22 protein-coding genes are annotated in these 24,353 nt (G+C 54.5%); 12 read left to right on the forward strand and 10 right to left on the reverse strand.

The annotated features are described in order from the left end of the window. The first annotated feature begins 3 nt into the window (after nt 1-3). The 6 genes from JIN85_RS08710 to JIN85_RS08735 all read left to right on the forward strand — a co-directional run bounded on the left by JIN85_RS08710 (nt 4) and on the right by JIN85_RS08735 (nt 5,989). The gene (locus JIN85_RS08710) at nt 4-825 is read left to right on the forward strand and encodes a glycosyltransferase family 2 protein (protein ID WP_200269701.1); all 822 of its coding nucleotides are present in this window, start codon (nt 4-6) and stop codon (nt 823-825) included. After that, nucleotides 822-1,937 carry a hypothetical protein gene (locus JIN85_RS08715; protein WP_200269703.1) on the forward strand — a complete coding sequence of 372 codons (1,116 nt, stop codon included), beginning with the start codon at nt 822-824 and terminating at the stop codon, nt 1,935-1,937. Before JIN85_RS08710 ends, JIN85_RS08715 begins: the two co-directional genes overlap by 4 nt. Next, nucleotides 1,934-2,956, forward strand: coding sequence for an ELM1/GtrOC1 family putative glycosyltransferase (locus JIN85_RS08720; RefSeq protein WP_200269705.1), 1,023 nt, complete (start codon nt 1,934-1,936; stop codon nt 2,954-2,956). The genes JIN85_RS08715 and JIN85_RS08720 overlap by 4 nt, the downstream gene beginning before the upstream one ends. Continuing rightward, entirely contained in the window at nt 2,949-3,965 is a 1,017-nt protein-coding gene (locus JIN85_RS08725) for a hypothetical protein (protein ID WP_200269707.1), read from the forward strand. The genes JIN85_RS08720 and JIN85_RS08725 overlap by 8 nt, the downstream gene beginning before the upstream one ends. A 25-nt stretch (nt 3,966-3,990) precedes the next feature. Continuing rightward, a complete protein-coding gene (locus tag JIN85_RS08730; RefSeq protein WP_200269709.1) occupies nt 3,991-4,950 on the forward strand; it encodes a motility associated factor glycosyltransferase family protein in 960 nt (319 codons plus the stop codon). 118 nt (nt 4,951-5,068) lie between these two features. Beyond that, nucleotides 5,069-5,989: a glycosyltransferase family protein gene (locus tag JIN85_RS08735; RefSeq protein ID WP_200269711.1), complete on the forward strand. Its 921-nt coding sequence runs from the start codon at nt 5,069-5,071 to the stop codon at nt 5,987-5,989. 29 nt (nt 5,990-6,018) lie between these two features. Here the strand turns inward: JIN85_RS08735 and JIN85_RS08740 are convergent, their stop codons facing one another. Then, entirely contained in the window at nt 6,019-6,606 is a 588-nt protein-coding gene (locus JIN85_RS08740) for a DUF4254 domain-containing protein (protein ID WP_200269713.1), read from the reverse strand. Between the two features lie 59 nt (nt 6,607-6,665). Between JIN85_RS08740 and JIN85_RS08745 the strand changes: the two genes are divergently transcribed. Together JIN85_RS08745 and JIN85_RS08750 are read left to right on the forward strand one after the other, a co-directional pair. Continuing rightward, nucleotides 6,666-7,640 (forward strand): glycosyltransferase family 9 protein, encoded by a 975-nt coding sequence (locus JIN85_RS08745; RefSeq protein ID WP_200269715.1) that lies wholly within the window; start codon nt 6,666-6,668, stop codon nt 7,638-7,640. Nucleotides 7,641-7,709: 69 nt separating this feature from the next. Continuing rightward, complete coding sequence (locus JIN85_RS08750; protein ID WP_200269717.1) at nt 7,710-8,420, forward strand: C40 family peptidase; 711 nt, start codon at nt 7,710-7,712, stop codon at nt 8,418-8,420. A gap of 6 nt (nt 8,421-8,426) precedes the next feature. On the opposite strand, the gene JIN85_RS08755 is transcribed toward JIN85_RS08750, so the two are convergent. From JIN85_RS08755 to JIN85_RS08780, 6 genes are all read right to left on the reverse strand, one after another. Continuing rightward, nucleotides 8,427-8,894 carry a bifunctional nuclease family protein gene (locus tag JIN85_RS08755; protein WP_200269719.1) on the reverse strand — a complete coding sequence of 156 codons (468 nt, stop codon included), beginning with the start codon at nt 8,892-8,894 and terminating at the stop codon, nt 8,427-8,429. Nucleotides 8,895-8,929: 35 nt separating this feature from the next. After that, complete coding sequence (locus JIN85_RS08760; protein WP_200269721.1) at nt 8,930-9,439, reverse strand: gamma carbonic anhydrase family protein; 510 nt, start codon at nt 9,437-9,439, stop codon at nt 8,930-8,932. A gap of 177 nt (nt 9,440-9,616) precedes the next feature. Continuing rightward, nucleotides 9,617-10,393: an ABC transporter permease gene (locus JIN85_RS08765; protein ID WP_200269723.1), complete on the reverse strand. Its 777-nt coding sequence runs from the start codon at nt 10,391-10,393 to the stop codon at nt 9,617-9,619. Beyond that, entirely contained in the window at nt 10,386-11,306 is a 921-nt protein-coding gene (locus JIN85_RS08770; protein WP_200269725.1) for an ABC transporter ATP-binding protein, read from the reverse strand. The genes JIN85_RS08765 and JIN85_RS08770 overlap by 8 nt, the downstream gene beginning before the upstream one ends. Nucleotides 11,307-11,392: 86 nt before the next feature. Continuing rightward, the gene (locus tag JIN85_RS08775; RefSeq protein ID WP_200269727.1) at nt 11,393-12,217 is read right to left on the reverse strand and encodes a TIGR03943 family putative permease subunit; all 825 of its coding nucleotides are present in this window, start codon (nt 12,215-12,217) and stop codon (nt 11,393-11,395) included. Then, a complete protein-coding gene (locus JIN85_RS08780) occupies nt 12,214-13,236 on the reverse strand; it encodes a permease (RefSeq protein ID WP_200269729.1) in 1,023 nt (340 codons plus the stop codon). Before JIN85_RS08780 ends, JIN85_RS08775 begins: the two co-directional genes overlap by 4 nt. Before the next feature lie 894 nt (nt 13,237-14,130). Between JIN85_RS08780 and JIN85_RS08785 the strand changes: the two genes are divergently transcribed. Further along, nucleotides 14,131-17,547, forward strand: coding sequence for an autotransporter-associated beta strand repeat-containing protein (locus JIN85_RS08785; protein ID WP_200269731.1), 3,417 nt, complete (start codon nt 14,131-14,133; stop codon nt 17,545-17,547). Between the two features lie 61 nt (nt 17,548-17,608). Here JIN85_RS08785 and JIN85_RS08790 read toward each other — a convergent pair whose 3' ends face one another. Both JIN85_RS08790 and JIN85_RS08795 read right to left on the reverse strand, forming a co-directional pair. Then, nucleotides 17,609-19,024, reverse strand: a complete 1,416-nt coding sequence (locus JIN85_RS08790; RefSeq protein WP_200269732.1) for a Gfo/Idh/MocA family protein — start codon at nt 19,022-19,024, stop codon at nt 17,609-17,611. 15 nt (nt 19,025-19,039) lie between these two features. Next, nucleotides 19,040-19,975, reverse strand: a complete 936-nt coding sequence (locus JIN85_RS08795) for a DUF6807 domain-containing protein (protein ID WP_200269734.1) — start codon at nt 19,973-19,975, stop codon at nt 19,040-19,042. 88 nt (nt 19,976-20,063) lie between these two features. Between JIN85_RS08795 and JIN85_RS08800 the strand changes: the two genes are divergently transcribed. After that, nucleotides 20,064-20,609, forward strand: a complete 546-nt coding sequence (locus tag JIN85_RS08800; protein ID WP_200269737.1) for an RNA polymerase sigma factor — start codon at nt 20,064-20,066, stop codon at nt 20,607-20,609. Beyond that, the gene (locus JIN85_RS08805; RefSeq protein WP_200269739.1) at nt 20,602-21,489 is read left to right on the forward strand and encodes a hypothetical protein; all 888 of its coding nucleotides are present in this window, start codon (nt 20,602-20,604) and stop codon (nt 21,487-21,489) included. Before JIN85_RS08800 ends, JIN85_RS08805 begins: the two co-directional genes overlap by 8 nt. A 6-nt stretch (nt 21,490-21,495) precedes the next feature. Here JIN85_RS08805 and JIN85_RS08810 read toward each other — a convergent pair whose 3' ends face one another. Continuing rightward, nucleotides 21,496-22,947, reverse strand: coding sequence for a DUF3482 domain-containing protein (locus JIN85_RS08810; RefSeq protein ID WP_200269741.1), 1,452 nt, complete (start codon nt 22,945-22,947; stop codon nt 21,496-21,498). Between the two features lie 172 nt (nt 22,948-23,119). Here JIN85_RS08810 and JIN85_RS08815 point away from each other — a divergent pair, with 172 nt between their 5' ends. Then, on the forward strand, nt 23,120-24,343 hold the full coding sequence (locus JIN85_RS08815; RefSeq protein ID WP_200269743.1) for a DUF3298 and DUF4163 domain-containing protein: 1,224 nt from the start codon (nt 23,120-23,122) through the stop codon (nt 24,341-24,343). Nucleotides 24,344-24,353: the final 10 nt, after the last annotated feature.

A 24,353-nucleotide genomic window follows, 5' to 3' on the forward strand; every position in this document is an offset into this window, starting at 1 on the left:
CGCATGAAGCAATCCGTAATCATCAGCACCTACAACCAGCCCCGATGGCTGGAGAAAGTGATGCATGGTTATCTGCAGCAGACGTTCCGCGATTTTGAATTGGTCATCGCCGATGACGGCTCCGGGCCGGAAACGCGCGAGTTGATCGAGCATTTCCGCAAGCGAGCATCGTTCCCGATCCAGCACGTTTGGCAGGAGGACGATGGCTTCCAGAAAAGCCGGATTTTGAACAAGGCCACGGTCGCGGCCACCGGGGACTATCTGGTGTATTCCGATGGCGACTGCATCCCGCGCCCGGATTTCCTGCAAATTCACGATCGTTGCGCCGCGCCGGGTCGATTTCTTTCCGGCGGTTACTGCAAATTGCCCATGTCACTCAGCCAGGAGCTGAGCACCGAAGACATCGATTCAGGAAAGGCGTTTGACGTCTCATTCCTGAAATCGCGCGGGTTGGATGACTTCTCGCCCATTTTCAAAATCGGCCTGCCAAAAGGGCTCGGATCGCTCATGGATCGATTGATCCCCGTGAATGCGACCTGGAACGGGCACAATGCCTCTGGTTGGAAAACTGATATTCTGGCTGTGAACGGCTACAATGAGGAAATGCAATACGGAGGGCAGGATCGGGAATTGGGCGAACGGCTGGTGAACTCAGGCATTCACGGCCATCGCATTCGCCACCGGGCCATCGTACTCCACCTCGATCACAAACGCGGCTACAACACCCCGGAATCCATCGCGAAGAACCGCGCGATCCGCGATGAGGTCGTGAAAACCCGCCGGACTTGGTGTCCTCACGGAATCCAAAAACAAACCCATCCATGAGTTCCAATTTCGGAAAATCCCTCGAAGCTTCATTCCGCCGCATTCGCCCCTTTCTTGCTCCATCCTACCGCCGCGCTTTCGGGCAAATGCTGAAGCGCGGGATGAAAGAGCACCGCGAGGGCGAGCCGATCGTGGTTTGCGACTTCGCCAATCCGGCGATCGATTCCGTGGGTGGGCGCTATTACGCGAGCATGGTCCTGGATTTGATCGAAGCCGGGTACTTCCCCGTATTCACCGCCCATCGCCCCACCCTATCCAGCTTTGTCATCAGCCGGAAAAAATCCCTGCTGCTGCATCACCGCATGGGTGTGATCCGATCGCTGGATGAGTTGAAGCAGCCTTACTTCCTGATTACCGATTCCTGCGGGCCAGTCCCCGAGCTCGCGGAAAAAGTCGTGCGCGTGACCTACGATCACCGCCTGAAGCAAAGCGAGAGCGAGATCGAGCTGCCATTTTTCGTCCATCCTCAAATCGGCACCAAGGTTGCGCTGCCCCATCCTTACCAAGTCGCCACACCACGCAGTGCCCGGATCTTTTTCGGCGGAAACACCATGGAACATCGCTACGACAAGGATGTCCTCGGAGATTTTTATGGCCTGTTAACCCGTCGGGAAATGCTGGCCACTGCTTCTTCAGCTGCCGGCGACACGGTCTATCGCCCAACCGATGCGGAAACATGGCTTGCCGCAGATGATTTTCACCCGTTCGTTTTATTCGAGACCCAAAACGTGAAAATCCCGCAGAAGCGTTGGATCGATGCGTTGGCCAAAGCCGATTTCTTCCTCGCCTGCCCCGGTGTCGGCATGCCGCTGTGCCACAATTTGATCGAAGCAATCGCTGGCGGTGCCATTCCGATTTTGCAATACGCCGCCTATTTGCCCAAACCGCTGCAGCACGGGAAAAACTGCATTTCCTTCAGCGATGTGAAATCTCTGGAAAGCGCGATCCGATCCGTCCTCGAAATGCCGGGCGAGCAAATCATCGAGATGCGCCAAAACGTGAAGGACTACTACGACGAGTTCATGGCACCGGGCCAATTTAGCAGGCGGCTTTTCGCCGATGGGTTCCCGAATCGGACTTTGCTGATCAATGCTTATCGCGTGCCTCGATGAAACGAGTCTGGATCCTCGATGAAGGCAGCCAGGGGCATGTGGTGCAGTCCCGTGGCTTGGTGCGGGAATTGGCCAAATTCGTCCCAATCGAAGTCACGGAAGTGCCCATTCAATGTTCGGTTCCGCGACGATTCCGGCGCTCCCTGGTGAAGCGATTGCTGCGCATGCAGCGGAAAATGTGGATGTTTCGCCTACTTCACCCGCGCATGGAACTGCCGGATGAAACGCCCGAGCTGATCATTTCCAGCGGCCCACATTCGTTTGCCGCATTGGCGTTTTTATCCAAGTTCTACCAATGCCCATCGGTTTTCGTGCAGGGCACCATCCGGGTTCCGCAAGGCTCCGTCACTTGCACGCTTCGCCCGGACTCCGATGGCTCGCGTGCGGACATCATTCGCATCCCTCTCCTTTTCAACGAAATCACTCCGGAGGTCATTGCGAATGGCAAAATCGCCTACGAAACCCGCACCGGGCGGGAAAAATCGGCGCCGTTGAAAGCGCTGTTCATCGGAGAATCCTCCGGAAAAATCGAATTCTCGGCATCGGACTGGGACCATCTCATCGATTACATCAATCAAAGTTGGCGACGGGACGGCATTCAGTGGCTCGTCAGCACGTCCTACCGCACGCGCCTGGAGCTTGAGGACAAACTGCGGGAAAACATCGAGCCAGCGGCACTCTTCGATGCAGTTTGGTATTCGCGTGAGCCTCGCAAAATCACCCGGGAATTTCTCGGCATGGCGGATCAGGTGTTGGTCACCATGGACAGCCTGACCATGATGACGGAAGCCATCGCCAGTGGCAGACCCGTTCAGGTTGTCAGCCCGGCAGATCACCAGTTTGATCCTGCGGACAGCCACCACCGCTACATTCAGGGATTGATCGATTCCGGGCTGGTCCATCTGCTCATTCCCGGCAAACCCGAATCGGAATCAGTTGCCGTTTCTGAAATCCGCGATATCGACTACGCTCCATGCATTCGCGCCATGCTGAAACAGATTTCCTGGTCCCATGAGTGACCCGCAACTTCATCATCTCTGCCTCACCCATTCGCCATTGGTCACGCTGGTTTTCCAGACTGCGATGGACCAACAAGGGATTCCGGCTACAAACATCAGCTCGATTTCCCGCAGATCGGTCCGCCCAGCTGGCCGGGGCATCTGCCTTGATGATCTGTCTGATGGACTTGAAGCCTGCTTCAAAGCCATGAACCGCGCCGGCTACCAGCAGCGGAAAAAAGCACTCCGCGAAAAAGTTTCGGAACTCACGAACCACCAACCGTTCATCGCCTACCTGCCGCATTTGCGGAAGCCGCTCTATCAGGAAGTCATCAGCCACCCCGCGTGTGTCGGCTACCAATTCGTCGAAGAAGGATTCAGCTCGATGGCTTGGAAAAATTGGCAGAAATCAGAAACACGCCTCGGGAAGCGGCTTCAGAACAAACTCCGCACTCTCATCAGCGGTGCCGCGTATCAATCCGAGCGCGCGATGTTCGACACCGATGACGCCAAATTTTCCGGGGCGATCCGCCTTTCCTCCCATGCTTTCGCTGGCATGCCAAAGGTCACGGATGTGGCGGCTGCGATTCCCCCACTCAAAACGGGAAGCACCGAAAAACATCTCTACGCGATTCTGGATACCAGCTACTTGCATCGAAAAATCCGTTGGGCGGACTACGAAGCCGCGCTCGTGGATGCGATTCTCGAAGCCGCGGAAGGGATGACATCGATCCGCATCAAGTTCCACTTCGCTGACAGCGCCGCTCCGTGCCATTTTCAATCGGCCGAATCGAGAATCACTGCCGCCATCGGCAAAAAGTTGATTCTGTTAGATCGGGATTTTTCCGTCGAAGAAAATCTAACAGGCGACGACTGCCTGCTGTTTGCCGTGACTTCCCTCGGCTATTACTCAGCACTTTTCGGGGCACGCGTGAAATGTTTTGCACCGGCGGTTCAAGGGCTCAATCTGGATCGATGGATCGAAGATTGCTTGTTGCCGGACGATTTTCGCGCTGTGGTCAAACTCTGAAGCGAGTCCAAAACTGACCTCTGCCGTGAATCCTCTGAGCCATCATTTAACCCAGCGCAATCTCGCGAGTGTCTCGATGAGACAACGCTGGGTGGACCGGACGGCTTCGCTTCCCTGCCCGATCGCGCGCTGGGTGGAACATCGCCTTTTCCCATTCCGGCTCAGGCACATGCGGCCGCTTGCCTACGGAGTGTCCGCTGAAATCGACGATCAGAATATCTGGCAGCTCCAAGTCGGTGAAAAAACGGTGGCGACCAGCGTGCCGCTGGCTCAGCTGCTGGGCACCCCAATCCAACCGGCCACGATCGTTGCCACCGGGCCTAGCGCAAAATCTCACGAATGGCAGTCCGGCCGGATGATGGTCGCGGTCAATGGCGCGCCGACTTTTCTCAAAGATCGCGGCATCCGGCCAGACCTGTTGGTTGTCACCGATCCCCAATTCACCAAGTGCTGCTTCGAGCACTTTAAAAATGCGCCCGGCGTTCCTCTCATTACCACCTTCCGCGCCGCTTCCATGCTGGCAAAGAATGCGCCTGAGGAGCTGGCGAACCGGCCGTTCACGATCATTGAACGCGTCAATTCCTGGTATGGCATTCCCGCCTTGCCACTGGAGGATTTGCTGATCCTGAATCGCAATGCCGGTAGCCCATTTCACTTTCCTGAATGCACCAAAACCCAATTGAAGGTCGGTTGGAGTGAAAATCCGGAGCTCGGTTTCTTCTCGGGCTGCAATGTGGTGTTTGCCGCTTTGCAGGTGATGATCGGCTTGGGCGCGCGGGATCTGGAAATCGTCGGCATGGACCTCTGTGGCTCATCCCGGGTTTATCAGGAGTGCAATCCACAGCCGAGCCTGCTCAAAGAGCAGTATGACCGTTACATTCTGCCATCGTTCGCGATCATGAGTGAGGCTTTGAAGAGCACCGACATCCGGGTGCGGAACGCCTCACCGGTTTGCCCTTTGCCAACGGAGTTCTTCGCCTCTTAGGCTGCCCCGCGACCGAGAATCGACTTGTGGGAATATCCGAAGATCGGTAGGTAAGGCCACGTATAATGTCTTGCTGGACCGGTTCCAGACCAAGTTTCCAAACCTTAATTAAGCAAGAGTGAAGCCGACCGTTTTCATACACACCAATCATAAGCAAATCGCAGGAGCGATCGTCAGCCAGCATTCGCTGAAGCGCGCCTCGAAAACCCCGGATGCCTTCGAGGTGAAAATCCTGGATATCAACGAGTATCCATATTTCTCAGAAATGGACGGCAAATCCTACCTGCGCGGGGGAAAAATGCGGCCATGGCAGTTTGAGGATCTTCAGTCCTTCACACCATCGCGCTTCATGCCGCCGGAACTCATGGGTTACCAAGGCAAGGCCATCGTGATCGACCCCGATATTTTCGCTGTGGCTGACATCATGGATCTTTTCAACATGGACATGGAGGGCAAGGCCGTTCGCCTGATCCACAAGCCACGCAAAGATGGCAACGGCTTCGATCGCAAGACCAGCGTGATGCTGATGGATTGCGAAAAGCTCAAGCACTGGAAAGTCGAAGAAAGCTTCCGTAGCATGTTCCGCGGCGAGCTTGACTACGTCGATTGGTTATCGATGACCCAAGAGGACGATTCCACCGTGGGCGATCTCGATGAAGTCTGGAACAGTCTGGATGTGCTGACTCCAGAAACCAAAATGCTGCACACCACACGCCGCGAAACACAGCCGTGGAAAACCGGATTGCCGGTCGATTTCAGCCGGGGCGCGGACTCGAATTTGAAAATCCGCTTCATGGCCTTGCAGCGCAAACTGTTCGGCAAGGAAGTCTTCGGTAAAAAATACAAAGCCAACCCCGACCCGCGCCAGGAGCGCCTGTTCTTCGCGTTGTTGAAGGAATGCCTCGACAACGGCATGATGTCCGAGGAGCTGCTCCGCTCGGAAATGAAAAAAAATCACGTCCGGCACGATGCCTTCAAAGTGATGGCACGCACCAAACCCCTGCCTCCAGCGGACAAGATGGAGGAGTTTTTCAACTGATCACACCGAGAGCGGTCAGCGGATTTCCATCACGATTTGGCACCGCCGTAGAGCTGCGGATTCAGTGCCGGATCGTTGTACATCTTGAACTGATAATAGACACCGAAGGTTCTGCGACCTTCGGTGACTTCCTGTAACAGTTCGCCCAGGCACTGGGTCAAATCGGAACGTTGGTGAAGAATTCGGGCCAGCTTCGCGCCGCAATTTTCGCGATGTTCCGCGCTTGCATCTTCGCGGACGGTTTCTTCAGCCATGTGGAACTCCTTGAGTGCCAGGATGGAAAGACGATCGATGATCATCCCTGGCGTTTCCGAATTTTTGGGAACACCGGATTCGGCAGGCTTCAATTCCGCCACCATGAGCTTGTCCATTTCCTCAATGAAGTTGTTGCGCTCCTGGTTGTAGCGATCGATCGCACGCTTCGCCTGGTGCACTCGCTCAGAGCCGAGATCATCTCGACGCGCGACATCTTCTTCATGCCAGAGCTGGAAATTCCGTAGGTGATTCTCTTGCACAAGCTTGAGGAAATCTTCACCTCCAGCTGCGGGTTCCACCTCGTGCCAGTGGCGGGTGAGTTCAGTCTGAAGGGTCGTGATAGCGGTGGGGTCAAAAGTCATCTGATGATCGGCGGGCGTTTACGATTGCAGCCCGGTGAAGCGGAAGCAAGCCTGCGTCCATGTCCGGAACTGAGGTACACCCATTGCCCAAAACCCTACTGGTCGTAAAACCGTCCTCGCTTGGGGACATCGTGCATGCTTTGCAAGTTCTTCAATCCGTTTCGCGCCAATTGCCGGATTGTAAGATCACCTGGATCGCCCGGGATCGATTCGCACCATTGGTGGAATCGGCTCCATTTATCCATGAGGTGATCCATTATCGACGCAAGCTCGGCTGGAGAGGAATTCGTGAAATCGTCAAAATCCTGCGCACCCGCCAATTCGACATGGTCTGGGACATGCAGGGCCTGCTCCGATCCGGACTGATGACTGCCGCAGCAGGATCTCCGCAAAAATGGGGCCGGTCCGATTCCCGTGAAGGCGCCGGCATGTTTTATGGCAGGCAAGTTCCATTACCCGCCACTCCTGCTCCCCATCATGCAGTCACGATTTTGCAGGAATTTCCCACCGCACTCGGGCTGAGTTCCGACATCGAATTTCCGTTAAATCTCTCGGAAGTTGGATCATACGACTGGTCCTCATTTTTTTCCGGTGATCCTCGTAAAACCTTTGTGATTTTCACCGATAGCCGTGGCGCGGAAAAAGAGTGGAAAGGGTTCCACGAACTCACCCGCTTGATTTTCGAAACGATTCCAGGCGGCCGGATCGCGTGGTGCGCCGGTGCTCCTGAGAGCCCTGATTTCGATGTGCCAGAGGATCGATTTCTCAATCTCACTGGATGCCCCTTCGATGAAATGCTCGCCCTAGCTCGGCAAAAGTCCGTTTTCATCGGCAATGACAGCGGCCCCATGCACCTGTCATCCGCAGTGGGGAATCTCGTGCTTGCGATCTTCGGCCCGACCTCGCCGCAACGTTTCGGACCTTGGCCGATCGATTCCCCAGTCCACGAATCCGTGACTGCTGCGGGCGGCAATCTGGCCAATCTTTCGCCCGAAGCGGTCATGCATTCACTGCGCTCACTTTTGGACCGGTAAGCAAGCAGTTGCACCCACCCAATTTTTAAGCTATGTTGGGTGATGCGATTTTGTCCAACGATCCCCATTTTGGCTGCCATACTGGCCAGTCCGGTCGTGGCATGGTCCCAAGCGGAAAAAACCCAGGTGGAACAGAAAGAACACGGTCGCCCTGCCCTGGTGAGCACCGCAGATCTGGCTGAATATGAGCAGCTTTCGGAGGAACGCCAAAAGCTGATTCGCATCGCCATTGAGGTTGCCAAAAACTCCCCATGGCTGCCTTACAAATATGGAGGTTCCACTCCTGAAGACGGCGGATTCGATTGTTCGGGAGCGATGTTTTTCGTGATGGGAAAATTCGGGCTAGAACCACCACGCACTTCTGCCGCTCAGTTCCTTTGGCTCCAAAAACATGAACGCCTTCATACCGTCCCGGAATCGGCCACGGAATTGAGCGATCCAAGTTTGAAAGAGCTCAAACCCGGCGACCTGCTTTTTTGGTCCGGGACCTACGAGCCGACGGATGGTCGCGCAGTCAACATCACCCACGTTGCCATGTATCTGGGCACGGAAAAGACGGACGGTCGCGCGATCATGATCAACGCGACAGATGGAAGAAGCTATCGTGGCAAACAAGCGAATGGCTATGGGGTGTATGACTTCAGGCTGCCACGCAAGACATCGCGCTCAAAATTCGTTGGCTACGGCACACCTCCGGGCATTTCCGCTTCGAAAGCTGAAGCAGAAAAAACACAGGATCCGGAAGCTGGAAGTGCTCCATCCTCCGAGGATCAAAAATAGCGGTGGTTACCCGTCGCTGATTCCGCCAATATCGCCACTGCGGCGCATTTGCTCCAGGGTAGGGGTCATGTCTTTGAGGCCATCCCAGACTTTTCTAACGACGAAAAGCGGAGCACCGCAGCGCACGGCAAGCGCGATACAGTCGGAGGGACGTGCGTCCAACTCCACGATCTTGCGCTCCATGATTTCATTTTCCGCTTCCAGAATCAGGCGCGCGTAAAACACCTCATTTTCGTAGCGCATGATGATGGCCCGGGAAATTTTACCGCCGAAGATTTCGACGACTTGCAAAAACAGGTCATGCGTCAGCGGACGTTGGGGGATTTGACCACTGAGGGAAGTATTGATCGAAATGCCAATGGCAGGATCAATGTAAAAGACGATCGACTTTTGGCCGTCGCCTAAAAAGACAGCGCAGCCTGCTGGTGTTGGCAGCAAGGCTATGGGTTCGACTCTTACTAAATCTGGCATCATGTATCAAATGTTACGCAAACGTCGCAATTTAACCATTACCTGTTCGCGTAGATGCGGGAGCCGTTGATGTATTTTTCTGCCCAGAGTTTCACATTGCATTGTTCATCTTCTGACAAAGTTCTCACCACTCTTGCGGGTGAGCCGAGGACCAGCGAGCCGGGTGGAATTTGAGTCCCGCCAGTCACCAAAGCACCTGCCCCGATGATGGAACGACGCCCGATGACCGCACCATCCAAAATGATAGCCCCCATGCCGACTAACACTTCATCTTCGATCGTGCAGGCGTGTAAGATTGCAGAATGCCCGACTGTGACTTTCTCACCAACATAACAACCGTAGTCATCGGCCAAATGAATGACGGCATTGTCCTGAACATTTGATCCAGCACCAATGACGATCTCGTTAATATCGCCGCGCAAAGTCGCGTGATACCAAACACTCGCCATCTCATGGATCGTCACCCGCCCAATGATATCAGCGCTGGAGGCAATAAACGCTGTCTCGTGGATGGAAGGTGTAAACCCAGCTATGGATTCGATGGCCATGCGCGATTCTAGCGACGAACCAACCGCCTGCAAAATTCTAAAATGCAGTTTTGTTATATTTGCCCATTGTTTAACAAATGCTTCGATGAAGCGTTGGTATGATCACGTCATTTGTCATTTCGCACATCCGCGCCATTGGAGTTTGTTAGATGATATCCCAATCCTGCTAGGGCCAGACTAAGAAGTCATTTTGCGATCCATCCGATGAAATGAACACAGCGCGAGCACCACGGCAAAAGCCATGAGCGCGGAGCTATGGATCAGGATTTCACCTAACGGAAAATGTCCCCATACTGTGAACTGCAACAATTTCACTCCATGATAAAAGGGGGATAATTGCACGATTGCAGCGAGCCATGATTTTTCCGGAACTGGAAAAAAGACTCCCGAGAGATAGAAGATGGGAGCGATCAAAAACGAATACACCGTTTGGAATTGATTGATATTCCTGACCCAGGATGCGGCCAGCAAGCCAATCGCAGCACATGGCAAGGCAAGAGTCCCTGCCACAAATGGCGCAACAATCAGTGCCCATAGATTTGGCAACAGTCCAAGCAGCAGGAGAACCATCGCAACGCCCAATGCCATCAGGGCGGCCCGGATGAAAACCCACATGAACTCCCCGAGCACCACTTCACTTACGCCAATTGGCGTAGTTAGCATCGCCTTGAAAACCGACTCGAATGTCATCCTAACAAAAAAGCCGTAGCTGCTTTCGAAGAACGCGGTGAAAAGCGCGGTGGTGGCGATCATCCCGGGAGCGAGATACTGGGCATAGCTGTGGCCCTGGATCTGCCCGACAAAGGGCGAAAGCCCCAGGCCCAATGAACCCAGAATCAGTGCCGGATCCGCCAAAGTCGGCGATATGTTCGCCAGGAAATCTTTGCGATACACCATCCAGTTCCGGACGACGACGTGCCAGCCTAGCCGAAGAGTGACGAGCGGTTCAGTCATGTTGTTTCAATTCGCTGCCTGTGAGTTTCAGATACACGTCTTCCAAGTTCGCGGGCCGGAGCTGCAGGGCATCGACCCCAGCACTTTTTTGGAGCTCTAACAAATCATCGAAGGCAGGAGCCCGAACACAACATTGATGGCCTTGATGAAAAAATTCCCAATCTGCCTTCAAGTGCGGGCGGATATCCTCTTGGGCATCGCCAGAGAAAATTCCGACATATCCTGGGGTTTCCTGAGCGATCAGCTCGCGTGGCGCGCCTGCAGCCACTACCTTCCCCTGGTCCAGAATCACGATACGATCGCACAACACCTCGGCTTCGTGCATGTAATGGGTGGTTACCAATATCGTTTTCCCTTGGCTCCGAAGGCTGGTCACCGTTTCCCACAACAAATGACGCACCGATGGGTCCAGCCCCGTCGTGGGTTCATCCAGGATCAGCAATTCGGGATCCGCCAGAAGTGCGCGCACAAAGGTGAGGCGGCGCTTCATCCCGCCGGATAAGGTATTGATGGTCGCATCCCGCTTGGTTTCCAGCGACATGCGCTCCAGCAACTGGAGAATCCGTTCATCTGCGCTGGCCTTTTTCAAACCGCTGAAACGGGCGTAAATTCGCATGTTTTCGAGCACGGTCAGCCCTTCATCCAAGGCATTTTCCTGGGGCACGACTCCGATCCGGCGTTTAATCGCCCGAGCTTGACCAGCTGGGTCCATGCCAAATACCTCCAGCTCGCCACCGGTCCGTTGGACCACCCCGTAGAGGCAGCCGATGAAAGTCGATTTGCCTGCTCCATTCGGGCCGAGAAGGCCCACGCATTCCCCGGTTTTCACTTCCAGATCCAGCGCGCAGAGTGCTTCAAAATCACCAAATCGTTTGGCGACACTGCGAGCGGATAGGACGAGCGGGGCTGACATGGGAATTGGAGGTCACCAAGGAACCGGATCGAGCTTTCGTCAAGATCTCGTTGCTCCGGTGTAGCAGGAGTAAGCTCTCCCGCGCCTCAATTCCGCATGAAGGTTTCCTCATACGGTGGCTCGGCTGACTCAGCGTGATCCACCTGAAGCACTGGCTGGGAGGCCCCGTTTTCAACTGGGAAATGAATGGTCCCGTCCACTTTGACCCAATCTTCCTCAGTGAGATCAGGTGGTGCTCCTTCGAATTCCAGCACAATCGGCACAGCCCTGCTATCGGCGATGCAACAGGTCATGAAAAGACGGTAAAGTCGTGCCCGGTTTCCGTTTTCATTGCGAACTTTCTCAAGCGCCCAGCGCCCTTCGGTTTCGATCTTCATGCCTTCAAGCGCAGACTGCAATTCCCGGTCTCCTGCGGAAAAAAACAATTCCATCAGGCTGAATTGGTAATAGCCGTCCGGATTCATCTGATGGCCTTTTTGCATCGTTTCCGGAGTGATCGGGCCGGATAGACTTTCAAGAAATGGGGTCGATGAAATCCGTGATGGAGCATCGTACAGCCCCTTCCGGCTCAGCGCCTGGCCGGTGAAATCATCCTTGGTCCACGCCACGCATAATCCGAGCGGCACCACCATCAGGACGAATGCCAGCAAGGGATGGATGTCACCTTTCTCGTGATCCCCCTCGCAGTCGCCACAACCATGGTCATGGCACGATTCAGCGGGTTGGCCGCAGGTGAGCAGGTTGAACAGCCCAACGACAGCCAGCCCCAAGCCGCCCAACAGCGCAATGGTGCGGAATTCTTCCGCCAGATACTTGGATATCCGCCCGCTCGCGTAGAAGTAGAGCATCACCCCGCTCCAAATGAGCATGGCCAACGAAAACAAAATGCGGCGGTTTTTGGCCTTCATCATTTCATGGTTGAGATTGCGTGGCTGGAAAATCGATGCGGCACCAATTCCTGCCAGCCGATGCAGATGGCTCCGATGATCAGCAGGAGTCCGAGCGCGAGGAGGACGATGGTCCGCCTTTTCAAGACCGTCTGATAGAGGAACAACAATTTCACATCCATCATCGGCCCGAATGTCAGGAAAGCGAGCTTCGCCCCCCAGGTGAATTTGTCCAATGAGGCGGCAATGAACGCATCCGAGGTGCTGCAAAGACTGAGCACAAACGCCAAAACCATCAACGCGAATGGCGCGCCGACCTGATGATTGGCCAAGCGATCAAGCCACTCCGCGCCAGGAGCGATGCCCGTATTGAAAAGTGCCGTGATCGTCACGCCAACCGTGAAATACACGGCGACATCGATGAAATCCTTCATCGCAGATCGGAATGCCGCCACAATTCGCCTCTCGGATCGGTCACCGTGATCATGGTCGTCGGAGCAACTGCTGCCGCACCCGCACGCATGGCTATCTTCGTGATCATGGTCACAGCAGGCCGCCTCCGTGCATGTGTCCTCTTCGACTTGATCCACCAAGCCTGGCCGGAGAATCGAGCGCATCGAAAACCGGGAAATGATCAGACCGATCAAAACCGCGACACCATACCCAATCAGCAAGCGCGATCCAACGATGAGAAGTGCATTCTGTCCCTCAAATGCCTTCCATGTACTGAGGGCCGTGATCGGATTCACGATTGGCGCAGCCAGCATGTAAGTCAGTCCACACGAAACCGGCAGGCCTTTTTTGACCAGTCGCCGAATCACAGGAACGACCGCGCACTCACAAACTGGAAAAACGATCCCTAACAACCCGGACACGAGAATCGCCAACACCCGGTTTTTCGGCAGAAAGCGATCCATCGTTCCGGCCGGCAAGTAAACATCGATCACGCCACTGATCAGCGTGCCCAACAAAATGAACGGCGCTCCTTCGAAAAGGATGCTCAAAAACGCCAAAGCGAAATTCTGCTGCGAGTCTGGCGACATCCGGTCCAAGAAAGCCATCCAAGCCCGATCTGTCAATCGGTGGCCCAAACTCGGCTCGCTTCTCAGATTTCGAAAAGAGCCGACGTTTTCAAACATGCAGACTTCAAGCGGTGAAGCTCAAGCGTTCGAGACGCGGTTGATTCCAACAAACAGATAGTTAATCAAACCTCTATTTTTGATCAAATCCCTAGTGAATAGGCATTAAAAGCTCATTAAGACGTTAATCATTACTGATTCAATCGATTCTTTTTACGGGAAATATGGTTTTCTCGATGCATTCCATCGCAAATTAAAATGATCCAGAACTCATAAATCAGTTTTATCATCTACAACACCAATCCAAATAATTATTTTTGATAAATTCATGAGCATTAACTGCAAAAACGGCACATTAATGCCTATTCCACACCTGGATTATCCAACAATTGATGAAATATTAACCAAGATTAATGTCGAATAGCGGCAGGAACTGGTTCTCTGCGATAATCGCCTATTTTGGCAACCCGATTTTGGCCATGGATTTTGTAATGGCTTCGGCACACGATTACGAAATCCTTCAACTCTCTAACGTTTAGTTATATAGGAAATCATCAAGCACAGAAAACATACGCTCCGCATGATCAATCTGCGCTAATTCATCAGCTATTTCAGGCGATGTTTATACAATTATCTAGTTTTTCTGCATAACCAAACACATCAAGTTAAAAAAAATTTACACCCTCCATCCGAAAAAATAAATATCCATGATTCACTGAATTTACACGACTTACCCATTAACAAAAATACATCCATAGGCACTTTAGGCAGAGATAATCTGCGCATGATTGATTACCGACCTTCAATTAAATTTGACCCGCTCACGCAATAAATCACTATCAGACACCGAACAGCATTATGAAGATAAAACCGTCCTCCTTATTGCGTGGCAGATTCTTCGCACCTAGCGTTGCCGCCACTGTCTTAAGCACCTTATTGTTATCCTCCGCCGCCCAAGCGAGGGAAGCCGCCTATAAAATCTATCGTTGGACTCCAACTGCCGTAAACACCACCTCATCGACGGCAGTTCAATTATCCGAGTTCAATTTTTCCTATAAGGGACAGCCGCTCAATATGAATGGCAATCTCCCTGTCGGGGACGCGGTCAACGTGACCGTCACCGATGGTTCGGAACGGACCACCGGAGAATGGCCGGGCAATCTGGTGGATGATAATACCAAAACCAAGTGGTACAGCTCCACGCTGGCCCCTCTCGTTTTCACTTTCGACGAAGCGACACCGATCGATTCCTACAATTTTGCCACCGCCAATGACTATGATTCCCGGACTCCTACGGCATGGAAATTGGAAGGCAGTAACGACGGCATCCTTTTCGAAACCTTGGACTCCCGCAGCAGCTATGCCGCCTTGTCGAAATACGCTTATTTCACCTGGCAAAATGGGTTCGCTCTAACCAGCCCAACGACCCTTCCTGCAATCCAATCGATTTCCGCGACGACGCCTACGACCATCGCCAGCGGCGGGTCCGTCACGCTCTCCTACACGATCACTTCGTCTACCGCCCTCACCAGTGTTGTCCTGAATCCCGGCAATATCTCATTGGGAACGGATCTGAGCAGTGCTTACACCGTCAAACCAACGGAGACCACCACCTACACTTTGACCGCGACGAATGCCTCGGGCTGGGTGAGTCAGAATGTCGAAGTTCGCGTCACCCCGACGAAAACCCAGCAATACCGCTATGTTAGGTTCACCCCACTCGCATTCCGTGGCGTGGTTCCAAACTCGGTCCAAATTGGTGAGTTCGAGTTCTTCATGGACGGGACACAAGTCCCCGTCGCCTCAATTGAAAACCGCGGCGGTCGTTTCTCCAATTCTGGCCCGTTGGTCCACCTGACCGACGGCGATGTTTACACCAAATGGTTGGATTTCAACCGTGGTGGCATCATCTTCGACTTCGGCTCCAGTGTGCAGTTCAACAGCTACCAGATGACCACGGCAAACGACGAACAGAGTCGTGACCCTGTCGAATGGTTGATGGAGGGAAGTGATGATTACAACACATGGGTCATCATCGATCACCTTGGTCAAAATGCGTATTATCCGTACCCATACGAACGGACCACTGAAGACGGTTCCATCACAACGACCGGAAAAATCCCGTTCCCGACCTTGCCGACACCGCTCGTTTGGTCCGGAACCACCTCAAATTCCGAATGGAACGGCACCAATACCAATTTCAGCGGCACCACCTTCGCCGATGGAGATTCGGTCTTGTTCGATGACACCGCGCAGTCCGGTGATGTGAATGTCACCTCCGTCGTCACCCCCGGTCAGTTGATCTTCAACAATAGCACCTTGGATTACACCCTCGGTGGAACCGGTGTTATCTCGGGCTCTGCGGACCTGACCAAATCCGGCACCGGCACCCTTACCATCGATTCACCCAACTATCTGGATGGCGTGGTTACAATCGAAGGCGGCACTTTGGTGACCAACGTAGCCGGTGCATTCGGTCGAGCAGACTACAACCGTCCGCTGATGCTGGATAACGCCACTCTGGAAGTGAACGCACCTGTTGAAGAAGTCGATGGCGTGACCACAGTGGTTCCGGTTTACAACCACAAGCCGTTGTTGATGTCGAACAGCACGATTGACGTTGCTTCAAATGTCGACTTCACCCACTCAGGCAAATTCCATTGGGACCAAACCATTACCAAGACGGGTGCGGGAACCCTGAAGCTCTACGGCTATCAGGACTCCAGCGCGACGACGGACAACAACAAGCTCGTGGTTGAAGAAGGTGCCGTTGAATTTGGTGACTACCACTTCAACACCTTCTCCATTGCGAATAGCTACTACATCGACGTCATGCCAGGCGCCCGCATCACCGGAACCAAGGCCAACGCCTTCGGTGGTAACTACATCAACGGCTATTCAACCATCGGCCAGATCCGCCTGGATGAAACGGCGATCATGTCGATTGCTTCCACTCAATATCTGACCACCGGAGTTCTCGATGTGGACGGTGTCACACAAGGACGCCTGCTCCTCAAGGGCGCTTACCTGAGCGGTGCAGGCCAATTGGTCGACAACCGGAATGACTCGACTTACCTCGACGGCTCGAACGCTTCCCGAAGTGTCATCAGCACCGAGGCGAGCTCGCTTTCCTCCAAAATCAACTGCGCCAGCCTGTATGCTTATCGCCAACACTGGATCTTTGACGTGGTGGAAGGTGAAGCCATCGAGGACCTCCTCGTGGACAGTACCATTATCGGTAGCTACGGCATCGTGAAGCAAGGCGGCGGTAACATGGTGCTTCTCCAAGACAGCACTTACTCCGGGATCAAGGCAACTTACATGTCCGCCTATGACACGGATTCCAGTAACCCGTCGCAGAAAGCATTCGACTACAGCTATGGAACAGTTGTGGAAGACGGCCGCCTGACCCTCATCAACCCGATGAGCACCACCACGGGCAGTGCCACCGGCGCTTCCGCGGTCTTGGTTGAGGAAGCTGGCATCCTTTCCGGAACCGGCTCCGCCCTTGGCGACGTCACCATCGACGGCACCGTCGATCCCGGCGACCTCGGATACGAGCTTCCAATCGCCAATCTGATCCTCGGCAACACGACGTTGAACGGCTCCTACAAATGGGAAGTCAACGGAGCATCCGTGGATACAGTGAATGGCGAAACCGGCACCGACCTTCTCGTGGTTCAAGGCAACCTGACCCTCGGTAGCGGCGCAGCACTCCAAGTTGCCCCGACCGGCAGTGGTTTCACCTCCTCCAGCTATGTGATTGCCACCTACACCGGCACCCGCACGGGAACGTTTGCTTCGGTGACTCCAGGTTATGAAGTGGTCTACAACGACACCGAAAAACAAATCGAAGTCCAAGCCACCGATGGCACCGGACTTACCGGATACGAAACCTTCATCGCAGGCACCAGCCTCACCGGTGACGATGCAGCTGAAGATGCGGACCCAGATGGCGACGGCATTGTGAACCTGTTGGAATTCATCTTCGCTTCCGATCCTGAAACTTCGGGAACCAGCGAGGCTCCAACTGCGGAAACCAACGAAGCTGGAGACCTGGTCTTCTCCTTCCGCCGTGCTTCCACTGCCGCTTACCTCAACCCAGAAGTCGAATACAGCACCACGCTGGATGGCGACTGGACTGCAGCCAGCATCGCAGAGACAACGGTCGAAACAGACGGCTTCGCATCTGGAGTCGACAAAGTCACCGTGACGCTTCCGGCTTCGCTCGCAATTGATGGCAAGCTCTTCGCTCGCCTCAAAGCCAGCAACTAATCCCCAGCCCAAAAACCCCCGCCGTCGGCTCCGTGCCGGCGGCGGTTTTTTTGTGCCGAGATCAAACCGGTAGCTCGAAACCCGCGCGGTAATCCTCCTTCAACAAGGAATTCGGAACCTCCGCGCCTTCACCGACAAACTTCTCCGCTGCTGGGTCGACCTTCAAATGCCGACCCACCAAAATCGGTTCGGCGACCGTATCGATCCCATTCGCCTCGAGATGGAGAATCATGCGATTATAGGCATCTTCCGCAGCCGCCGTTTGATAAGGATTCGCTTCACCCGGTGAACCGGTGCGCCACGAAATGTTGCCGATGTGTGCCAACGCCGACGACAAGTGCCCCGACTCAACGCCGCGGAAGCTGACAATTTTTCCGCCGTGGACCGAATCGATGAAATTCTGCATGTGGGATTTCCCCCCTTTGAATTCGCGAACTTTTTTGCCCTCTCGATCGTATGCGGCACAGCTGGGACCATGCCCGCCGGATAGCCAACCGCCTTCGCACTCAATGACGTTGCCAATGTCCTGCCCCTTGTAGCGGTCCATGCCTTTGCTGAAATCCATTCCTTCCTTCGGCAAGCCACGCACCTCAAACAGGATCGGCACCGGCTTGTAATCGAACCAAACCATCTGCGTGTTCGCCCAATCGCCGTCATCATGAACGCCAAACCGTCCGCCCACGGAAAGCACCCCCTCCGGCAAAACCGGATCGCCGGCAAACCAGCGACAAACATCCAGCTGATGCGGCCCCTGATTGCCTAAATCACCGTTCCCGTAAGGAAACTGCCAGTGCCAGTCATAGTGAAACTGGCGGCGTCTCACCGGCAGCATTTCACGGGGGCCAGACCACAGGTCATAATTCACACTCTTCGGTGGCGCGACAGGAGCCGGAACTTTGCCGATGCTTTTCCGGGGTTTGTAGCAGAACCCGCGAGCAAGGGTCATTTTGCCAAGCTCTCCGGATTGAATCCATGCCACCGCTTCTTCCCAAGCGGTTTCAGAGCGGCGCTGAAAGCCGTGTTGAACGATCACTCCGAATTTTTTCGCGATATTCGTCAACTGACGCCCCTCCCACACATTGTGGGAAATTGGCTTTTCCACATAGACGTGTTTGCCATTCGCAGCCGCAGTGGCGGCAATCAGAGCATGCAGATGATTCGGCGTCGCGATCACCACGGCATCGATCTCCGGTGATTCGCAGAGCTTCCGGAAATCTTCAAATTTCGTTACCTTGAGGTTCTTTTTGTCCAAGTCGGAAGCCATTCCGTCCAGCACGTCGGCATCAACGTCGCACAGCGCAACCAGCCTCGCTCCTTTGCAATTGAGCACCTCGCGCAGGAGATCCTTCCCCCGGCTATGAAATCCGATGACGGCCATGCGGAGCTCATCATTTGCGCCAGCAGCACGGGCAAAGGTGGGCAATAAGGACCAGGTTCCGGCCAGGGCTGATGCCGTGAGGAAATTTCTTCGATTCATGAGGTTGCGATGGGTTTAGAATTTTGAAAAAAGGGTCCAAACAGCTGGCAAATCTGCGGATTGGAGGTCGCCATGATGGATGAACACCAGAAAACGGAACTTGAGGCTTTTCCCCTGCTTCAGGGTGTAATTCCCCACGGTCTTGTCGGGATTTCCCTCGAAGTCGTGCTTTCCAAATGGATTCGCCGCAAACAATCCGTAATCCCGGGCATGCCACCATGTCGGATGCCGAAGATTTGAGGGATGGTCAAACATAGCAATGACCGCCGGCTCGCCGCGCTCGTCCGGTCCGTATGCAGCCACCCAGTTTGCGCGTTTTCCCCACGCCTTTCCGTCCTCAATGCCCTCGCTGTTGATAATATGGGATTTCGCCAGTGGGCCGTTTAATCGGAGCGACCGATCCACCCGAAGTCCAAGCATTCCCTCCTTGGTATCGCCAAAAACAACATCCCCGTCCGCGGCGGTGAGCTCTGAATCGATCTGCAAAGCAAAGGTATCCTCTCCGATTTTCCAAAACCGGTGATCGCGCTTTTCTTTCAGCTGGGTTTTCCCACCCGCTTGCCATGCCAGCTCCACCGAGCAGTAGGCCGCGCCTTGTTCATCAACGCCTTGCGCAATGAACTTCTGATGAACGATTTGCGCTCCCTTACCATCTTCAAACGCCCAAAAATCGTAGCCATTCACCGAACCGTGCGACAACCAGAGCGACCGGTGATGCGGGTGATCATGCTCCTCGCCTTCCACTCCTGGATCGGTCGGCCAATGGCGGGTGACATTGGCCCCGGAGGGCGAAAGCAGCGGGTAAAGGTAAGGAACTTTCCAATCGGTCCGGTAAGCGGTGAGCAAGCTGCCATCGTCAAAAATCTTCAGTGTTCCCTCTGATTTCTCCACCTTGAGCTCCGCACCAGCGAATCCCGAGGCCAATCCCCACAGCAAAATCATCCATTTCATTCACATTCAAACGGTCACCAATCGGAATTCCTGTCCATTTTTTCGATTTTAGGAATAAGCTCGCGCCCAACTGCTCCCAAAGAAACGGATGAGTGAATTCGCAGATCTAGTTGATGCTTATTACCAAGCGTTGTTCCGATTCGGAATCTCGCTCACGCGCGATTCGGATCGTGCGGCAGATCTGGTGCAGGAAACCTTCTGCATCTGGGCTGAAAAAGGCGATCAATTGCGGGATCGCTCCAAGGCCAAAACCTGGCTCTTTACCACGCTCCATCGCGAATTCCTCAGCCAGAGACGGCGTGCCGCGAAATTCTCCGACGAAGAATTGGACGAAAACGCCACGGCCAGCATCGCCGCCCCGGAGGACGATGCCGAACGCCAAATGGACGGTCAGCGCGCCCTGGATATTTTGAGCTCACTCGAAGAAACCTACCGCGCTCCGCTCGCCCTCTTTTACCTCCAACAGCATAGTTATAAAGAAATTGCAGCGATTCTCGATGTGCCGATTGGCACGGTCATGTCGCGGCTATCCAGGGGCAAGGAAATGCTCCGCAAGCAAATGACGGCGGAGCCATCCAGTGCTCCTAAAAATATCCTACAACTCGAACCGGAGGCACTGAAACGACGTGGATAGAGAACAGGCGAAATTCATTCTCCGCAGCTTCCGCCCAGATGGCGCGGATGTGGCTGACGAAGATTTTGTAGAAGCGCTCCAATTCGCAAACGAAGATCGTGAGCTTGGCGATTGGTTCGCCAAGGAACGCGCTTTTGACAGCATGTTTGCGGAAGCGATGACCCAAATCCAGATCCCGGACTCATTGCGGCAAGAAGTGCTTTCCGGCTTGGCCATGCATCCGGGAGATTTGCCACACCCGGAAGATCATTTCGATTCGGGAATGATCGGCTCCTTCGCATTTGTCCAACCACCACGCTCACTCCGCTCGGAAATTCTTGCCTCGATGGAACGCACCAACGCGGCGGTTACTCCTAAAAAATCATTTTGGCAACGCGCAACGCTGCCATTCGCAGCCGCGGCAGGCATCGCGCTCGCTTTCCTCCTCACCAGTCCCTCGAAACCCGGCATCATCGTTGCGGAAACGACCGTCCCGGTGGAAGTGGTCCAATCGAGCTTCATTCACACGTTCGAATCACCGCAATTCAGCATCGAAGATCCTCCAGAGCAGGCCAGCCAGCTGATCGCGCACTTGCAGGATATGAAATTGCCAAGCCCTCATCATTTCCCCAAGGGCCTGCAGGAAATCAATCGCGCATCCTGCAGAGAACTGGAAATCAATGGAAAACGAGGTTCTCTCGTGTGCTTCAGGCGCCTTGACGGCAGCAAAGTCCACTTGGTGATTTTCCGTCGCAAGGACGTTTGCGGGGAGCTACCGGGCCGGGATCATCCGGAAATTTCCCAACAAGGAACATGGGCGGTCGCCCGCTGGCTGGATGAAAAGCAAGTCTATGTCCTGATCGGCTCCACCAGCGTCGAGCATCTGAAGGAACTGTTCTGAGCCGGATTACTTTTCCTCCGCCACTTCCTGAAGGGTTTCGAGAAGTGCTTCGAAGATTTCCGGTTCCAGCGCCCGGTTCGGACTGCCTTTCAGACAACCGCCGAACCATTTGGCGAGAACCGACCGCCGATCTGCCGGAAAATCCCGGGTAAATCCGGCTTCCTGGCCTTTCAGAACTTCCTCATCCCGCCGGCCATGCGACCGATTGACGATGCGCTGATAACGGGTCAGCACTCCATCCAGCAAAATCCACGGGAAGTTCGGATTCTTCGGCGGCCCCATCGAAAGCGCCTTGCCCTCGCCGGTCCCGAGTTTCACGCCACCGCGGAGATCGATTCGCAAATCAGGCAGGCTTCCGCCTTTCAGCCAGGCTGCCGCTCCCCCGCCGAGCGCGCCAAAAATCGTGCCCGCACCGTGGGATAGTCCGCCTGTCGCCACATCCACTGCCAATCCGGCCGCGCCACCGGCCAGCGCTGCCGCGACCGATAACTGACCGCGCCCGAGTCCCCATTTGGTCCAAGTTTCCGCACTTTCCAGATCGATCCCTTGAAACGACTCCGCGCTCGAATCCGCCTTCAGCAAATGATGCCGGTGGATCTTCAACAGCTTCTCAAAGCACTTCCGCTCCAGCTTCGCCAAATCCCCGAAATACTCCTGCTGCAGTAGCTCTTCCTTGCGGTGACGGCGCGAGGGCAAAGTCAGGTCGCGCTCTTCGAGAGTAGCCGTAACTTTCAGAGAAAGAGACTCTTCCAAAAATCCAATGATCACCTCAACCGCTTCTTCGCGGCGGCGATCCCATTCCTCCTCCACCAAAGCGATCGTCTCCTCCAAGCGTCCGCGATGGCGCTCTTCAATTTCCAAAAGTGCCTTCAGCAATCGCAATCGCTCCTCATATCGGGCCTGATGGGCATCGAATGTCCGCACCAAATTGAACGCACCACCGAGGCGTTTCCGCCAAGCTTCCTCGTCGGTTCCGGCATTGGCTGCTCGGCGATTCAGCAAGGCCAGGCGCGGCACGCCGGTCCAGCGCAGGATTTCCATTTCCGCCAGGAAATCATCGCGCAGTGGTTTCGCCGGATCCACCACGTAGAGGACACCGGCTCCTTCCAACAGCGGCTCCAACAAGCGCTTTTCATCACCAAATTCCTCTCCGACCTTGGCGACAAATTCCTTGAGGGCTTCCACTCCAGGCGTGCCTTCGCCGTGCAGACGCTGGATTTCCCGCATGGCCTCCACCGGACGCGAAAAGCCGGGAGTGTCGATGAAACGGATGCAATCCCGATCGGAAAACACCACCCGGTGGGTCTGGCAATTGGTGGTTTCGCCAGGCGTGGCGCTCACGCGAATCAACTGATTATCATCGATTTCCAAAAGTGTCGCAAGCACCGAGGATTTCCCCATGTTCACCCTACCGACCACCGCAAAGGCCGGCACATCCTGCTGCACCCATTCACTCATCGGCTTGATTTCACCTGATTTCCCCGCGTTTGCAATGGCTGGTTGGACAATTCTGGAGCATGCCGGTCTATTACCCACGCGCGATCGCTGATTTTTCAACCCTTCACTCCGCGCCGCTACCGAGTGTCACCGAGTTTGCCAACTCGACCTTCAGCACTAGGATGTGGCTACCATGCAAAAATTTCTGATTTCCCGGTCCATCTCCCATCCCCGCGCGAGGTGGGCGAAGCTTGCCTGCCATGTCATGCTCGGCGCTTCGATGCTCGTTGCAGGCACCGTAAATGCGCAACAGCCCGGCACGACCTACCGCCAGTATGAGGGGACGATCGGGAAAATACCGATTCACGCCACTTTGCGCACCAGCATGGATCTCAATTGGGCAGAGAAACTGGACGGCTCTTATTATTACGATTCCAGCGGTGAGCCAATCGGGCTCAGCTGGTCGAGCACCTCCAAGGGGATCACGTCGATGTATGAAAATTTGTCGGACAACTTGAGCCCGACCGGTAAGTGGCAGATCCAACTCAAAGACCAGGATGTCAGCGGGACCTGGCTGTCTCCGAGTGATGATTTTTCGCCGACAGGAACCAAAACGCTGCAAATCCAACTGCACGAGATACACCCGAAAGGCGTTGCTGATCTGGAGGTTCTGAATTTCTCCAGCTCATGGGCCCGCTCTCGGGGTCACCAGCAGCTTGGAGTCACAAACATGCTCTCCCTGATCCAGTTGAAGGGCGAGGGAGAGGCGATTCAGAAGCTCAATCAAAACCTGCGGAATGAGGTTTTTGAGAAACAATTCCCGTTCAATCCAGAGGACGAAAAAAGCAATAAAGCCAAGCCAGCTACACCGCAGATCGCCGATCTGGAAAATGCCATGATCACCGTTCCGCCGGAAAAACTCGACTGGGATCTCGCTTACGTTGAGGAAGTTTCGAACCGGATGGATGTCGTCATGAATGAGTCGGACGTGCTTTGCATCGCGAATTTCTTCTACGCCTACACCGGCGGCGCGCACGGGAACTATTCTTTCCAACACTCGGCCTTCGACATCCAAACCGGTGAAAAAATCGATTTACACTCCATGGTAAAACCCGGTTACGAGCAAAAATGGACCGACTTGGCCGAGGGAATCCTCAGAAAACGAGCCGGAGTGGCGGCAAATGCGCCCATGACGGATGTCGGCTTGTTTGACGACGATCTTCACCTGAGCAGCGACTGGTTTGTGGTCCCGGGAGGGATCGGCATCAGCTACAATCCCTACGAAATCGCCAGTTTCGCGGACGGACAAATCAAGCTCGTCCTGCCATGGAAGGACATTCAATCGGATTTGGTTCCCGGCACTCCGGTGGACCGGCTGGCCAAGCGTTTTCTCAGCCAGAGCGTGACGAAAGATTGATTTCGTGCGG

This window comes from Luteolibacter pohnpeiensis (assembly GCF_016595435.1).
Classification (GTDB): domain Bacteria; phylum Verrucomicrobiota; class Verrucomicrobiia; order Verrucomicrobiales; family Akkermansiaceae; genus Luteolibacter; species Luteolibacter pohnpeiensis.

Excerpts from the sequence above, each read along its gene's own strand:
- JIN85_RS08710 (WP_200269701.1), top strand. The coding sequence starts at position 4 with ATGAAGCAATCCGTAATCATCAGCACCTACAACCAGCCCCGATGGCTG.
- JIN85_RS08715 (WP_200269703.1), top strand. The coding sequence starts at position 822 with ATGAGTTCCAATTTCGGAAAATCCCTCGAAGCTTCATTCCGCCGCATT.
- JIN85_RS08720 (WP_200269705.1), top strand. The coding sequence starts at position 1,934 with ATGAAACGAGTCTGGATCCTCGATGAAGGCAGCCAGGGGCATGTGGTG.
- JIN85_RS08725 (WP_200269707.1), top strand. The coding sequence starts at position 2,949 with ATGAGTGACCCGCAACTTCATCATCTCTGCCTCACCCATTCGCCATTG.
- JIN85_RS08740 (WP_200269713.1), bottom strand. The coding sequence starts at position 6,606 with ATGACTTTTGACCCCACCGCTATCACGACCCTTCAGACTGAACTCACC.
- JIN85_RS08745 (WP_200269715.1), top strand. The coding sequence starts at position 6,666 with ATGTCCGGAACTGAGGTACACCCATTGCCCAAAACCCTACTGGTCGTA.
- JIN85_RS08755 (WP_200269719.1), bottom strand. The coding sequence starts at position 8,894 with ATGATGCCAGATTTAGTAAGAGTCGAACCCATAGCCTTGCTGCCAACA.
- JIN85_RS08760 (WP_200269721.1), bottom strand. The coding sequence starts at position 9,439 with ATGGCCATCGAATCCATAGCTGGGTTTACACCTTCCATCCACGAGACA.
- JIN85_RS08765 (WP_200269723.1), bottom strand. The coding sequence starts at position 10,393 with ATGACTGAACCGCTCGTCACTCTTCGGCTAGGCTGGCACGTCGTCGTC.
- JIN85_RS08770 (WP_200269725.1), bottom strand. The coding sequence starts at position 11,306 with ATGTCAGCCCCGCTCGTCCTATCCGCTCGCAGTGTCGCCAAACGATTT.
- JIN85_RS08775 (WP_200269727.1), bottom strand. The coding sequence starts at position 12,217 with ATGATGAAGGCCAAAAACCGCCGCATTTTGTTTTCGTTGGCCATGCTC.
- JIN85_RS08780 (WP_200269729.1), bottom strand. The coding sequence starts at position 13,236 with ATGTCGCCAGACTCGCAGCAGAATTTCGCTTTGGCGTTTTTGAGCATC.
- JIN85_RS08785 (WP_200269731.1), top strand. The coding sequence starts at position 14,131 with ATGAAGATAAAACCGTCCTCCTTATTGCGTGGCAGATTCTTCGCACCT.
- JIN85_RS08790 (WP_200269732.1), bottom strand. The coding sequence starts at position 19,024 with ATGAATCGAAGAAATTTCCTCACGGCATCAGCCCTGGCCGGAACCTGG.
- JIN85_RS08795 (WP_200269734.1), bottom strand. The coding sequence starts at position 19,975 with ATGAAATGGATGATTTTGCTGTGGGGATTGGCCTCGGGATTCGCTGGT.
- JIN85_RS08800 (WP_200269737.1), top strand. The coding sequence starts at position 20,064 with ATGAGTGAATTCGCAGATCTAGTTGATGCTTATTACCAAGCGTTGTTC.
- JIN85_RS08810 (WP_200269741.1), bottom strand. The coding sequence starts at position 22,947 with ATGAGTGAATGGGTGCAGCAGGATGTGCCGGCCTTTGCGGTGGTCGGT.
- JIN85_RS08815 (WP_200269743.1), top strand. The coding sequence starts at position 23,120 with ATGCAAAAATTTCTGATTTCCCGGTCCATCTCCCATCCCCGCGCGAGG.